Genomic DNA, 13,525 nt, shown 5'->3' on the forward strand with positions numbered 1-13,525 from the left:
CGCCATGCCTCCTGCACATGGGAGCATGACGAAAAGACGCTGGCAAAGCGGAGAAACCTCGCTAATGTCAGCCACTTAGAGAGCGCTCCGCAAGAAGCTCGACGAACAGCAAGGAAGACTTCGCCCCATGACCACGACGCCCGCCGCCAAACCGACCGGTGAACTGACCTTGAGAACGCTGGCAATGCCGAGCGACGCCAATCCGGCCGGCGACATCTTCGGTGGTTGGGTCATGGCGCAGATGGACCTGGCCAGCGGCATCCGCGCCGCCGAACGCGCCCATGGCCGCGTCGTCACCGCCGCCGTCAAGGAAATGGCCTTCCAGCTTCCGGTCAAGATCGGCGACACGCTCAACGTCTATACCGAGATCACCCGCGTCGGCACCAGCTCCATCACCCTCAATGTCGAAGCCTGGGCGCACCGCTCCCGGCACCGCGCGCTGGAAAAAGTCACCGCCGCGACCTTCGTCATGGTCGCGCTCGACGAGAACGGCAAGTCGACGCCCGTCCCCTCCGAAGAATAGGTCCCGGACGCGGCAATCCGGCCGCGTCGATCTCCCCTGATCCCACCTGTCCCGCGGCATATGCCCCGTGTCATATGCCCCCGTGTCATATGCAACGACATTCGAAAGGACCGAAACCAACGGATAACGCTGGCTTTTCAAATTGGGCGACAATCCCGATTTTGGAGATGCCGCCTTGGCCCTTCCCGAAAAACTCCCGTCCGATTTGACCGATTGCGGCGGGCTTCCCCCCCCTATGGTCCGGCTGCGCGAAATGGGCGTCTATGAGCGCCTTTACTACTTGTGCTCCCTCGATCATCCGAAACAATTCTCCATCGCCGCCGAGATCGACGGCGACCTGCCGCTTCAGGAACTGCCGCATGCGTTCGCCCGCCTGCAACGCAGGCACCCGCTCCTCAACGTGGAGATCCACGACCAGTCGGCTTTCGGCGGCAGGCCGCGTCCGGCCTTCTACATATCCGACCACCCGATCGAGGTCGCGCTCAGACCGCTCGTCGATGACGACGACTGGATGCGCGAGATCGAGTACCAGCAGGTGCTGCCCTTGGCGTCGGCGCCGGGTCCCCTGATGCGGGCGACGGTGTTCCACCGGCCGGGACGGGCGCAGATCCTGCTCACCTTTCACCACGCGATCGCCGACGGGATGTCGGCCGTCTTCGTGCTGCGCGACCTGGTGGCGGCCCTTGCTGGTCAGCATATCGGCCTGCTCTCCTCCCGCCCGTCCTGCGATACGCTGACGGTCATGCATCCGGAATTCACCCGCTCCTGCGATCCAAAGCCACCGCAGAAGCTGGATGCCGATGCTCTGCGCGCCATCGGGGCCGAGGCATCGCGACAGGCCAGCCTTGCCGGTCGGCCGAGTGTCAAGGCCGTCGCTCTCGACAAGGTCCTGACCCGGCGGCTGCGGGAAAAGGCGCGGACGCAGGGGACAACCGTGCACGGCGCCCTGTCCGCCGCCCAGACCCTGAGCGGCTACGAACAGCGGCCGGGCATTCCCTATACGATCGTCTCGCCCCTCGACCTGCGCGAACTGCTCGGGGTCAACGACGAGAGCTGCGGCGTCTATATCGGCGTCAGCCGGCATGTGCATCTCGCCAGCAATCAGGAGAGCTTCTGGGCACTGGCACGCCAGGCCACCGATGAAATCGCGCTCGCGAAAAACATCACCGCGACATCCAAATTCATGAAATCGGTCATGACCAATCTCCCCGCCTCCGCCCAGCCCGATCTTGCCATGGGCCTGATGACGGCGCGGCACCGCGATGCGATGATATCGAACCTCGGCCGGCTCTCGATTCGCCAGGTATTCGGCGATCTGCGCATCTCCGCCGTCTGGGGTCCGGTCTATCATGCTCAGGCGCCGCAATCGCGCTTTCTCGGCGCGGCAACGGTGGGCTGTTGCCTTCGCCTGGTCGAGACGACACCCAGCGGCACCATGCCGCTTCTCGGCTCGGTCCGGCAATGGCTCGAGGTCGCGACAACGCTGTCCGCCTGACTGCCCATATCCATGCCTATGCGACTGACGGAGCGCGGAACGGCCCGGGGCGGCCTTATGCGAACGGCTCGTCCGCGCTCCGCACGTCCTTGAAGGCGGCCCTGATCTTGCCGATCGCGGTGTCGTCCAGCGTCGTCACTTCGTAGAAGCTGCTGTCCACGGCGCGAATGACGATCCAGTCCCTGTCGGTCTCGGTGGGGAAGCGGCCGGTGAATTCACCCCAGATCACCTGGTCCGTCGCCTCCGCCAGCGCCGCCAGAACCGGACCCGAAACCTTCGCATTGTCCCGCGCCAGCGCTTCGAGCTCCTCGCCGCCATCGCCGGTCGCATCGAACCACTGGCGCCCGGGCTCGGAGGATTTCACCGCCGAAACCGTCCACGTCGCCTGCACCGACTTCGGAGCGAGCACGCGCAGGAAATGACGCAGCTCGACCACAAGCTCCCGCATCTTCGGGTCGTAAAGTCCATATATCCTGAGCGTTGCCATGGCTGGTTTCCCGACACCCGCGTCCATACTGGCCTAAAACCGGTATCGAGGCGACGCGGCCCGTCGACCTATCACCCTTTGAGGTAGACCGACGACGTATCGAATCCCAAACCCGGGAATACCTTGCCCGTCAGGTTGCCCGGTGTGATGTCGAACTGGCGGTAGAGCATCGCAGCCGCCACCTCGCGCACGTCACCGGTCGGCATCAGGTCGCGCTCGTCCAGCAGGTCACCATCGCCCAGTCCCGGCCAATTGCCCAACACCTTGCCGCCGGGCACCGCGCCGCCCGCCAGGATGGCAAGCCCGCCGGTTCCATGGTCGGTGCCGTTGGTGCCGTTCTCCCGTGCCGTGCGGCCGAACTCGGTCATCGCCAGCACGACGGTCTTGTTCCAGACGTCGTCGCCCATGGCGTCCTTCAGCGTCAGAATGGCGGTGGCCAGGTCGCCGGCCGCCTTGCCGAACTGCATCGGCTGGCCGACATGGGTATCCCAACCATTGAGCGAAAAGCTCGCGACGCGATAATCCTCGCGCAGCATCCCGGCCGTCAGCCTCGCCATGTCGGCAATTCCGGCACCGCGCTTCTCGTCCCCATACAGAAGGTCGGAAGCGATGTCCGCCTCCTTGGCCTCGTTCAGCGCCTTGGCGAAAGCCGGATCGTTGGCATAGAGCCGGTCGAGAAAGGCGATCTCGTCCTCGGCCAGCGCGAAATTGCTCTGGCTCGACCAGGAATCCGCCTTGTTGGGACCGGTCAGGATCAGCTCCATCGACGTATTGATGTCGATCGCCCGGCGTGCGTCGGAACGCGGTATGACGGCAAGTGCCCGGTTCAGCCAGCCGCTCTTCTGGTTCTTGTCCGCTCCGCCCGTCTCCAGGATATCCTGCCCGTCGAAATGGCTGCGCTGGTCGCGATAAGGCGTCGAGACCGCATGGACGAAGGAAATCTGGTTTGCCTGCCACAGCGGCATCAGCGCCGAGGCGGATGGATTGAGACCGAACAAGCCGTCGAGATCCAGCAGTCCGGTGTCGGGCCTGCGGGCAAGCTTGGGGCGCAAAGCCGCGAAGGCCGGGTCTCCATAGGGCTGCACGAGATCGAGCCCATCCATCGCGCCGCGCAGGATGATGGTGACGAAGCGATTGTCGCCCGGCATGGCTGCGAACGTCACCGGCGTCAGCACCGGCGCGGCAGCGGCACAGCAGGCGCCGGCCAGGAAGCCGCGGCGCGACAGGCGAAAACGTTCAGCGCTTTGATCGAAGCTCATCGGTCTATCTCCTGTTGAACTCGGCGGATGCCAGAACCATGGTCAGCCCGTGGATACGGCTTGGCGCCTGCGAAACGATCCGCCGCGTCTCCGCCGAGGCGGCATCGCCGAGCGCCGCCTGGAGAAAATCAGAGGGTTCCAGCTTCTGCCCGAGCAGCCGCGCAACGAGGCGGGACCAGGCGATCCGCTCGCTGAGCTGGCTCGGCGTCAGCCACACGCTCGCAATATCCGCGAAACCTGCCGGGCTTGTCGGCTGCCAGATCGGCTGCCCCATCCGCTGCAAGGCACCGAGCGTCAGGCTGTTCGCCTGGGCGGCTCGCTTCTTGCGCATCTCCTCGGCCTTGCTGCTGCTGGCCATCTGCATCGCCTTGCCCACCGGTCCCGGCTCGTCGTCGCCATCCATGTCCTGCAGCAGCGCCGTCAGGTTCTCATCCGGCAGGTCGAGTGCCCGAAAGCCGGAGACGATGAATTCGAACGGCTGCTTGATCTTCTGTCCCGGGCTCTCCCAGGCCAATGGATGCTCCAGCATCGCCCGGTAGACTTCCGCCAGATTGCCGTCGCCGCCGTTCCATCCCGCCACCATCGCATCGACCAGTTCGGCCGGTGGTTCGTCGCTGACGAAATGGGCCGCCAGCTTGCGGCATATGTTCCTTGCGGTCCGTGGATCGGCGGCCAGATCCTCCAGCATCAGCATGTGATCCTGGCCGCTCCCCTCGTCATCCTCATAATCCCGGCCGAGAAGCGTGATCGGCCCGCCCTGGGCGCGCCGCGGACGATAGACGACCTCAAGCGCACGGCTGTCGACCGACAGCCCGGTCAGGATCAGTGCCGCGGCCCGCACATCGTCCTGGCCATATCCGCTGCCGGCGCCAAGCGTATGGAGTTCGAGAAGCTCGCGGCCGAGATTTTCGTTCAGCCCCCGGCCGTTCTCCCGCCCCGCGACGGAATCCGGTCCGACACTCTGGTTCTGGTCGAGATAGATCAGCATTGCCGGATGCAGGATCGCGGCCTTCAGCAGGTCCGAAAAGGAACCGGCGATATTGGGACGGATCGCCTGCGCCTCGTAGAGCGGGACAATCATCCGCATCGGCAGCGACTTCAGCGCGCTGGTCGAAAAATGATCCATCCAGAAGCTGGCCAGCCGTTCGTAGAATCCGTAGCGCGAATGCACCGCCTGGGACAGGCGCGCCATGGCGTCGACACGGTAGGCGCGCTGCGCCTCGCGCTGGGTCTCCTTGCGGATGCTCTCGTTCGGCTTGCCGTCCTTTGCCGCCTTGGCTTCGGCAGCCCTGAGCGAAATCATCCGCCGCGCCGTCTCCTGCCGCCCGCCTATGCCTTCGCGTGGGAAGCGCGGTTTCCGGCTCACGCCCTTCAGCAGCTGATCCAGCAGGCCATCGGCATCGTCAGGCGCATCCTGCCCGGCGCGAAGCCCGTATCCATAGCGGATTGCTGCCAGAGTTGGCCGTGCAAGAGCCATGCGCTGCTTCCTTTCGATCGTCGAGTCACTGCCGACAAGTGAGGCGGAAACCGAGGCAAAATGTGGCACGCAGGAAAAATGGATGATTTGTAACCCGCCAGCCCGCCGACTCGTTCCCGATCTAACGTGCTAGATCGCCGTTCAAAATATGAATGACAATCGGGAAGAGGCTGGAGAAAGCCACATTCACGCATTATTGAGGATAAACACGAATCGCCGCGCCCCAACTACGCGATCGAAAAGACTTTATTATTAGCAATGCCTCATACTATAGAGGTCGATACTGTAACCGGGCGACGCGATGACCACGCAGACGAATATGACAGATGGCCGGATGGAGCCTCAGCTCGCGCTTGCCGTCAAACGCGCCCAGGCGGACACGATACTTGACCGTCTGACCACCACGCTTGTCGTCAACGCCGCCGTCTCTCTGTCTGCCGTGCTCCTCAGCAGCATAAACCGCGGCGTCACCGGCTCCTCGCTGGTTTGGCTTCTCATCACCATGGTCACGATTGCCGGGCGTTTCCTTTTTGCCCGCATGCTGGTGCAGCGGCAGCTGCCACATCTAAAGCCGGTTCTGACCCTGCGCGTCATGGTCCTGGGTGCCTTCGTCAGCGGCCTTGCCTGGGCAGCCCTGCCCTTTACCCTGCCGGGTTTCGAGCCGCTCGGCGTCGATGGCGGCATCTATATTCTGATGTGCGGCATGGGCACCGGCGCGGTCCTTCTCGGCACCGGCCATGCGGTGACGGCGCTCGCCTTCGCGTTTCCGGTGCATCTGTCGGTCATCGTCAGCCTGCTGATGGATACCAGTGCCGGCGGGCGCCTTCTGGCACTCAACGTGCTGGCGCTTACATTCGTCCTCTACAAGAGCGGCGTGAAGGGCGAAAACATCGTCATCGGCAACATCACCGCGCAGCTGCGCGCCACAGCCCTGGCAAGCTCGCTGTCCCAGGCCAATGCCGACATCATGCGCGCAAATGAACGGCTTGAAATCCTCGCCAACGGCGACCCGCTGACCGGTCTTGCCAACCGTGCCGCCTTCAACGCCTCGCTGACCGAAGGCATCGACAACGCCCGCAATCGCAGGGAAGAGCTGGCGCTGCTGATCCTCGACCTCGACCGCTTCAAGACGATCAACGACACGTTCGGCCATTCCGCCGGCGACGACCTGCTCTACCAGGCGAGCGGCAGGCTGCGCGAGGCGGTCGGCGGCCGCGGCGTCATCGCCCGGCTCGGCGGCGACGAATTCGCCATCATCATCGGCGGGCCGCGAGCCGGAGACGACGCGCGCAGCCTTGCCGAAACGATCCTCGCCCGCGGTCGCGAGCCCTTCGTCATTCAGGGGCGCCCGGTCATGTCCGGCGTCTCGATCGGCATAGCCATCGCGCCGGAACACGCGGATACCGCGACCGACCTCTTCGTTTCCGCCGACATGGCGCTCTACCGCGCCAAGGACGAGGGCCGCGGTCTCTGGCGCGAGTTCGACCATTCATTGAAGGATCAGGCCGAGCGCCGCCGCCGCATCGAGGAGGATCTTCCCGCCGCCCTGAAGGCCGGTGACGTCCGCCCCTGGTTCCAGCCGCAGCTGGATCTGGCTGAAAACCGCGTCGTCGGCTTCGAGGCGTTGGTCCGCTGGCGGCATGCCGAGCTCGGCATGATCCCGCCGCCGGAGATCGTCACCGCCGCCCATGCCCTCAATCTCTCCGAGGCACTGACCGAGACCATCACTGCAACTGCCTGTCGCCTTCTGTCCGACCTCCCCGGCCTCGGCCTGCCGGAGGCCACTGTCGCAGTGAACATTTCCCCGCGCGAATTCGAGCTCTATTCGGTCGCCGACACGCTCGACCGCGTCACCCGCGCCCACGGCATCGATCCAGGCCTCTTCGAGATCGAGATCACCGAGGAGGCGATTATCGACACGCTCGTCGCCGGCGAGCAGCTGAAACATATCGAGCGCTCCGGCTACAAGCTGGCGGTCGACGATTTCGGCGCCGGCCATTCCTCGCTCGCCTATCTCGTCAGCCTCAAGGTCGATCGCCTCAAGCTCGACCGCCGCTTCGTCGAAGGCATCGAGACCAGCCGCCAGAACCAGGAAATCGTCGGCGCCCTGGCCGGCCTCGGCCGCGCCCTGTCGATGGACATCGTCGCGGAAGGCGTCGAACGCGCCGAGGAAGCCGACACCCTGCGCGACCTCGGCTGTCCCGCCGGCCAGGGCTACTACTTCGCCCGCCCCATGCCCGCCGAAATGATCGCCACCTGGCTGGAGGCAAGAGCCCTGACCCCGGCGGCGTAAGGCTTCCCCGGACTCCCGCTTCCAGCAACACCACTCACCGCCTGCGAAAATCTCCGTTTCCCTTTTGTACTCATTTTCCGCCTCACCCCCTTCACTTCCTGCCGGACTCTCTCCATATTCGCGGCATGGCCAGATCTCCGAAGAAATCCACGCCCGAAAACCGCGAAGATCGTTCCGGTTTCGGTGAAGCTCCCCAATCGTCGTTCGAAGGCGCCCCCCTGGAAGGCAGCGTCGCCGACTGGGTGAAGCAGCTCGAGGCCGAGGCGGAAGCGTCCGGCGTCGAGACCCAGCGCGAGATCGCCTCCAAGGCCGGCAAGCACCGCAAGAAGATCGAGATCGCCGCCCGCGAACAGGCGATCCGTGAGGCCGAAGAGGAAACCGCCAAGGCGAAGAAGGCCGCCGGCAAGACTTCGGGCAAGACCGCACCTAAAACCGCCAAGAACACTACTGCCCAGAAAACCGCCCGCGGCGTCTCGATCGGCGCCTCGTCGGATCCGAAGACCCGCGCCGCCGCCGGCCTCAATCCGGTCGCCGGCCTCGACATCTCGCTCGAAGACGCCCAGAGCCTCGCCCCGGGCGCCGTCACCGCCACCGTCGATGCATTGTCGAAACTGATCGAAAGCGGCAATCCGCTGTTCAAGGACGGCAAGCTGTGGACGCCGCACCGGCCGCAGCGGCCGGAAAAATCCGAGGGCGGCGTCACCATCCGCATGGCATCCGACTACAAGCCCGCCGGCGACCAGCCGACCGCGATCAAGGATCTCGTCGAGGGCATCAACAACAACGAGCGCAGCCAGGTCCTGCTCGGCGTCACCGGCTCCGGCAAGACCTTCACCATGGCCAAGGTGATCGAGGAGACCCAGCGCCCCGCCGTGATCCTGGCGCCCAACAAGACGCTCGCAGCCCAGCTCTATTCCGAGTTCAAGAACTTCTTCCCCGACAACGCGGTCGAATATTTCGTCTCCTATTACGACTATTACCAGCCGGAAGCCTATGTGCCGCGCTCCGACACCTTTATCGAGAAGGAGAGTTCGATCAACGAGCAGATCGACCGGATGCGCCACTCCGCCACCCGATCGCTCTTGGAACGCGACGACTGCATCATCGTCGCCTCGGTCTCCTGCATCTACGGTATCGGCTCGGTCGAGACCTATACGGCGATGACCTTCCAGATGGCGGTCGGCGACCGGCTCGACCAGCGCCAGCTCTTGGCCGATCTCGTCGCCCAGCAATACAAGCGTCAGGACATCAATTTCATCCGCGGCTCCTTCCGGGTCCGCGGCGACACGATCGAGATCTTCCCGGCCCACCTTGAAGATGCCGCCTGGCGCATAAGCATGTTCGGCGACGAGATCGACTCGATCACCGAGTTCGACCCGCTCACCGGCCAGAAGACCGGCGACCTGAAGAGCGTCAAGATCTACGCCAATTCCCACTATGTCACCCCGCGCCCCACTCTCAACGGCGCCATCCGGGCGATCAAGGAAGAGCTGAAGATCCGCTTGGCCGAGCTGGAAAAGGGCGGCCGCCTGCTGGAAGCCCAGCGGTTGGAACAGCGCACCCGCTACGATGTCGAGATGATGGAGGCGACCGGCTCCTGCGCCGGCATCGAGAACTATTCGCGCTATCTCACCGGCCGCAATCCCGGTGAGCCGCCGCCGACCCTGTTCGAATACATCCCCGACAACGCCCTTCTGTTCATCGACGAAAGCCACGTCTCGGTCAGCCAGATCGGCGGCATGTATCGCGGCGACTTCCGCCGCAAGGCGACGCTTGCCGAATACGGCTTCCGCCTGCCCTCCTGCATGGACAACCGCCCGCTGCGCTTCGAGGAATGGGATGCCATGCGCCCCCTCACCGTCGCCGTGTCGGCGACGCCGGGTGCCTGGGAGATGGACCAGTCCGGCGGCGTCTTCGCCGAACAGGTCATCCGCCCGACCGGCCTCATCGATCCGCCGGTCGAAGTCCGCTCCGCCCGCTCCCAGGTCGACGACGTGCTCGGCGAAATCCGCGAGACCGCGCAAAAGGGCTACCGCACCCTCTGCACCGTCCTCACCAAGCGCATGGCCGAAGACCTCACCGAATACCTGCATGAACAGGGCGTCCGCGTCCGCTACATGCACTCCGACATCGACACGCTGGAACGCATCGAGATCATCCGCGACCTGCGGCTGGGCGCCTTCGACGTGCTGGTCGGCATCAACCTGCTGCGCGAAGGCCTCGACATCCCCGAATGCGGCTTCGTCGCCATTCTGGACGCCGACAAGGAAGGCTTTCTCCGCTCGGAAACCTCGCTCATCCAGACGATCGGCCGCGCCGCGCGTAACGTCGACGGCAAGGTCATCCTTTATGCCGACAAGGTCACCGGCTCGATGCAGCGGGCGATGGACGAGACCGCCCGCCGCCGCGAGAAGCAGATGGAATACAACGCCGCAAACGGCATCACCCCGGAATCGGTCAAGGCCCGCATCTCCGACATTCTCGACTCGGTCTACGAGCGCGACCACGTCCGCGCCGACATTTCCGGCACCTCCGGCAAGGGCTTTGCAGACGGCGGCCACCTGGTCGGCAACAACCTGCAGACCCATCTCAACGCGCTGGAAAAGTCCATGCGCGACGCCGCCGCCGACCTCGACTTCGAAAAGGCCGCCCGCCTGCGCGACGAGATCAAACGCCTCAAGGCCGCCGAACTCGCCTCGATGGACGACCCGATCGCGAGGGACGAGGCGAAAAGCCAGGAAAGTGGCTCATCCAAAAACGGGAAAGGCGGCCCGAGCGGTCGCAACAAGCCGATCTCCCCCCCTGTGGGGGAGATGCCTGGCAAGGCAGAGGGGGGTGGTTCCGCACCCTCGACGTCTCTGTTCCAGAAACCGTCGATCGACGACATGGGCCCCGGCACAGACACCGCACGCCCCCTGTTCCGCCGCAACACGCTGGACGAAATGACCGTCGGCCGCACCGAAAAGCCGGCCGACACCCGCCTGCCCGAACGCCCGCCGGAAACCTATTCGACGAAGAAACGCTTCTCGCCCCTCCTCGAAGGCCAGCCGGAACGCGGTGATACTCCTTCTCCCCAGCGGGGAGAAGGTGCCCGCAGGGCGGATGAGGGGGCCGCCAAGGACGATCCGCGCCCCATCGCCCGCGGCAAGATCGGCGCCGGCTCCTACGAGGATCCCGGCGAGCAGAAGCGAAAGAGCCGCACAAAGGGCAAGACGGGGCGGCCGGGGCGGTAACCACAAGTCCCTTCTCCCCGTAAGCGGGAAAAGGTGACGGCAGCCGGATGAGGGGCGACTAGCCCGATCAGCCCTGCCGTTGGCTTGTTCGGCCGACCTCCGGCTTGACGAAACAGACACGCACCTCATAATCGCCTCAGCCCGAGGCTGAGCCAAGAACTCGATGACTGTTCGCATTCCCGAGGAAGCCGCCGCGCGGCTGGACTGGCTGGCGGAAAAGCTGGCGCGTCCCGCCGGCAGAGTCGCCGCCGAGGCAATCGAAGATTTTCTGGCGCGCGAAGAGTGGCAACTGGCCGAAATCGAGGCCGGACTCGCGGAAGCCGATCGCGGCGAGTTTGCCAGCGAGCAGGAGGTGAACGAGGTGCTGTCGCGCTTCGACACCAAGCCCCGCAGCGCCTGATGGCGCCCGTCCACTACACCGGCGCGCCACAGCCCGCCTCCGCCATATCGGCGAATGGATCGAAAAGGACAAGCCTGCTGCCGCCCAGCGCGTCGTCTCCCAAATAGCCGAGGCCATCGATCGCCTCCGGGATCAACCCGGCTTGGGGCTAAATGACAGCGGCATGTTGGGCCTCTGAGGAGCACTTGATTAAGGCAGAAAGCCTACAGCACTGGGTCAAGCGCGTCGTTTGCCTCAACTCTTTTTTGTGAGTTTTAAAACGCAGCCAAGGGACGAACCAAAGCGTCCAACCCCAGTGTATTCCGGACCAGCGCCAGTAGCGCTGGCGTAAACGAGATATGCTCCATCCCTGTCGAACTCTACATACCCATTCACCTGGATGATGTTGTTAGCGACATGTCCTAGTGCAAGCTTGGTCTGTCCGCTGTTTCCGGCGCTCGAAAACTTTCGTTCGTAACGTCCTTCCTTAAAGCTCGCATTGAATTCTTGCATGCTCGACCCTTCCGGACATTGTAGTGTGACATCCCAGACCCCGTCTGCCGGTATTGCGGGGACTATCGGGTCAGCCATTTCTTCAGATTGCGGGTCGTTTTTTTCGAGATCGCGGGATTAGGCGACTGACTGAATGCGATTTCCACGGCTTTAAAAATCACTAGGCTGGTAACTCCCGCAAGTGCGACGATGACACTTGGGAAACTGGCCTCGTGGGAGTAACTGCGCGGGCAACGAGCCAAGCGACGATACCTATGGCGGCAATGCCAAAAGTCATAATCATCATCGAGAGCACAATTGCGAAAGCCTGCCCAGGTGATAGGCCCCTATCGGGTAGAAAGTCCTTCTCAAGGACGCCACGGAAGACGAGGATGACCACTCCCATCGCGATACCCGCAAGGCCGGCGACTTTCCCTAGGGTGACTAAAACACGCGTCTCCATAACGAGGCCCTAACGGACTTCAAACACAATCATAAGTATACAACAAAGAATTTTTAATGTCAGCCAGGGGTAGTGGAGTAGGAAATCGCGGTTATCTCAATACTGGAATTGAAAAAGCGTCTTCGGAATCCATTTCGACGAGTTCTGAATGCCGCGCGAACCGCTCTCCGGTCCCCATGCGTCTGCATACGCGCGAGATCAGACCACCTTCCTACTATCAAAAGTATTGATGAACAGAAGATCTATTGCCTACCCCGTTCCCTACACTCCTGCAAAGAACAGCCCGAGCGGGCGAGATATTCTGGGTTCCCAGAGCATCGCAATGGTGCATCTGGATGTCGCCATACCGTATCAAGGCTGCGCCCTACCAAACGGTTAGCGCGCGCAGATTAAGGCGCAACGCTTAATTATCGACGACTCTGCAAATCCACTCCCCCTGGAACATCCCCCATCCCCCTCAGTTCCCCTCCTATCCCCCAACCCGATAGGAGACCCCATGCCCGACATGACCAAATCCTTCATCGACGCGCTCGGCCGTCTCGAGACCCAGCACGATGCGGATACGATCGCGCTTCTGTTTGCCGATCGCGCCCAGGTGGCGAACCCGCTGGTCAATTACGATGACGGCGGCAGCGGTGCGGCAAAAACCTTCTGGTCGCAATATCGCGCCGCCTTCGACGAGATCAGGTCCGAATTCAGCTCGGTGACGGAGAAGGACGGCATGTCCTTCCTCGAATGGCACAGCCGCGGCCTGATCGACGGAAAGCCCTTCGATTACGACGGGGTGAGCGTGCTGGAGAGCGACGGCGAGAAGATCACCGCCTTCCGCACCTATTTCGACACCCGCCACATCCCGGCCGCCCATTCGAAGGGCGGCGCACAGACCGGCCGGGCCTGACACCTGCCCCGGCCCGGCCGCCATCGGCACCCGCCGAATGAACGAGCCGGACGCATCGACCATACGCGCGGCCAGGCACGGCCTGGCCGGCGCCTCACGCTCTCACCACCCATTTCCCCACCACGACCAACCCCACTCCCAGCCCGAAAAACGGCCCGAGCACGCCGAACAGTTCCGGGTCTTCCCAGGGCATGGGGATGCTGAAATTGATGCAGCCGGTGGTCGCCATGCCGCAGCCGAAGGCGGCGACCCAGTACCAGGCGGCGGCCGTGCCGAGAAAGATCGCCACGCCCGCCCCCATCATCAGCCATCGGATTATGCGCATGGGTGGTCCCTTGTGTTTATCGGACAGAAAGAGTTGCCATCCCCTAACCTGAAAAATCTGGCATGCGCATAAGCTAGGCTGCAGAATTTTCATCCGCTCCCAAAGAGGGAGGACTGTTCGGTAATGGGGCAAGCTCGCACACCAGGAAGGGCGGATGAAAGCGATAGATTCCTAGTATTAGCGAACATGCTCCCGCCACTA

General features: G+C 63.5%; 11 protein-coding genes. 6 read left to right on the forward strand and 5 right to left on the reverse strand.

The features are described from left to right. Positions 1-127: 127 nt before the first annotated feature. Together BM216_RS17130 and BM216_RS17140 are read left to right on the forward strand one after the other, a co-directional pair. On the forward strand, positions 128-523 hold the full coding sequence (locus tag BM216_RS17130; protein WP_093000403.1) for an acyl-CoA thioesterase: 396 nt from the start codon (positions 128-130) through the stop codon (positions 521-523). Between the two features lie 175 nt (positions 524-698). Continuing rightward, positions 699-2,018, forward strand: coding sequence for a phthiocerol/phthiodiolone dimycocerosyl transferase family protein (locus BM216_RS17140; RefSeq protein WP_143102786.1), 1,320 nt, complete (start codon positions 699-701; stop codon positions 2,016-2,018). A 55-nt stretch (positions 2,019-2,073) separates the two neighbouring features. On the opposite strand, the gene BM216_RS17145 is transcribed toward BM216_RS17140, so the two are convergent. From BM216_RS17145 to BM216_RS17155, 3 genes are all read right to left on the reverse strand, one after another. Beyond that, positions 2,074-2,505, reverse strand: a complete 432-nt coding sequence (locus BM216_RS17145; protein WP_093000406.1) for a hypothetical protein — start codon at positions 2,503-2,505, stop codon at positions 2,074-2,076. Between the two features lie 71 nt (positions 2,506-2,576). Then, the gene (locus BM216_RS17150) at positions 2,577-3,764 is read right to left on the reverse strand and encodes a DUF1501 domain-containing protein (protein WP_093000407.1); all 1,188 of its coding nucleotides are present in this window, start codon (positions 3,762-3,764) and stop codon (positions 2,577-2,579) included. Positions 3,765-3,768: 4 nt separating this feature from the next. Next, on the reverse strand, positions 3,769-5,241 hold the full coding sequence (locus BM216_RS17155; RefSeq protein WP_093000408.1) for a DUF1800 domain-containing protein: 1,473 nt from the start codon (positions 5,239-5,241) through the stop codon (positions 3,769-3,771). Positions 5,242-5,542: 301 nt separating this feature from the next. Here BM216_RS17155 and BM216_RS17160 point away from each other — a divergent pair, with 301 nt between their 5' ends. The 3 genes from BM216_RS17160 to BM216_RS17170 all read left to right on the forward strand — a co-directional run bounded on the left by BM216_RS17160 (position 5,543) and on the right by BM216_RS17170 (position 11,167). Next, positions 5,543-7,534: a putative bifunctional diguanylate cyclase/phosphodiesterase gene (locus tag BM216_RS17160; RefSeq protein WP_093000409.1), complete on the forward strand. Its 1,992-nt coding sequence runs from the start codon at positions 5,543-5,545 to the stop codon at positions 7,532-7,534. Positions 7,535-7,659: 125 nt separating this feature from the next. After that, positions 7,660-10,767 (forward strand): excinuclease ABC subunit UvrB, encoded by a 3,108-nt coding sequence (gene uvrB, locus BM216_RS17165; RefSeq protein ID WP_093000410.1) that lies wholly within the window; start codon positions 7,660-7,662, stop codon positions 10,765-10,767. Between the two features lie 163 nt (positions 10,768-10,930). Further along, positions 10,931-11,167, forward strand: coding sequence for a CopG family ribbon-helix-helix protein (locus BM216_RS17170; RefSeq protein WP_093000411.1), 237 nt, complete (start codon positions 10,931-10,933; stop codon positions 11,165-11,167). A 234-nt stretch (positions 11,168-11,401) separates the two neighbouring features. On the opposite strand, the gene BM216_RS33550 is transcribed toward BM216_RS17170, so the two are convergent. Next, a complete protein-coding gene (locus BM216_RS33550; RefSeq protein WP_143102787.1) occupies positions 11,402-11,659 on the reverse strand; it encodes a hypothetical protein in 258 nt (85 codons plus the stop codon). A 938-nt stretch (positions 11,660-12,597) separates the two neighbouring features. On the opposite strand from BM216_RS33550, the gene BM216_RS17185 reads away from it, so the two are divergent. Then, the gene (locus BM216_RS17185) at positions 12,598-12,999 is read left to right on the forward strand and encodes a nuclear transport factor 2 family protein (RefSeq protein ID WP_093000413.1); all 402 of its coding nucleotides are present in this window, start codon (positions 12,598-12,600) and stop codon (positions 12,997-12,999) included. Positions 13,000-13,093: 94 nt separating this feature from the next. Here BM216_RS17185 and BM216_RS17190 read toward each other — a convergent pair whose 3' ends face one another. Further along, positions 13,094-13,324, reverse strand: coding sequence for a hypothetical protein (locus tag BM216_RS17190; RefSeq protein ID WP_143102788.1), 231 nt, complete (start codon positions 13,322-13,324; stop codon positions 13,094-13,096). Positions 13,325-13,525 lie beyond the last annotated feature (201 nt).

This window comes from Rhizobium sp. NFR07 (assembly GCF_900111905.1).
Lineage (GTDB): Bacteria > Pseudomonadota > Alphaproteobacteria > Rhizobiales > Rhizobiaceae > Neorhizobium.

What these genes read in the sequence shown, in the direction of transcription:
- BM216_RS17185 (WP_093000413.1), top strand. Translation starts at nt 12,598, where the DNA reads ATGCCCGACATGACCAAATCCTTCATCGACGCGCTCGGCCGTCTCGAG.
- BM216_RS17150 (WP_093000407.1), bottom strand. Translation starts at nt 3,764, where the DNA reads ATGAGCTTCGATCAAAGCGCTGAACGTTTTCGCCTGTCGCGCCGCGGC.
- BM216_RS17160 (WP_093000409.1), top strand. Translation starts at nt 5,543, where the DNA reads ATGACCACGCAGACGAATATGACAGATGGCCGGATGGAGCCTCAGCTC.
- uvrB (WP_093000410.1), top strand. Translation starts at nt 7,660, where the DNA reads ATGGCCAGATCTCCGAAGAAATCCACGCCCGAAAACCGCGAAGATCGT.
- BM216_RS17190 (WP_143102788.1), bottom strand. Translation starts at nt 13,324, where the DNA reads ATGCGCATAATCCGATGGCTGATGATGGGGGCGGGCGTGGCGATCTTT.
- BM216_RS17170 (WP_093000411.1), top strand. Translation starts at nt 10,931, where the DNA reads ATGACTGTTCGCATTCCCGAGGAAGCCGCCGCGCGGCTGGACTGGCTG.
- BM216_RS33550 (WP_143102787.1), bottom strand. Translation starts at nt 11,659, where the DNA reads ATGCAAGAATTCAATGCGAGCTTTAAGGAAGGACGTTACGAACGAAAG.
- BM216_RS17145 (WP_093000406.1), bottom strand. Translation starts at nt 2,505, where the DNA reads ATGGCAACGCTCAGGATATATGGACTTTACGACCCGAAGATGCGGGAG.
- BM216_RS17155 (WP_093000408.1), bottom strand. Translation starts at nt 5,241, where the DNA reads ATGGCTCTTGCACGGCCAACTCTGGCAGCAATCCGCTATGGATACGGG.
- BM216_RS17130 (WP_093000403.1), top strand. Translation starts at nt 128, where the DNA reads ATGACCACGACGCCCGCCGCCAAACCGACCGGTGAACTGACCTTGAGA.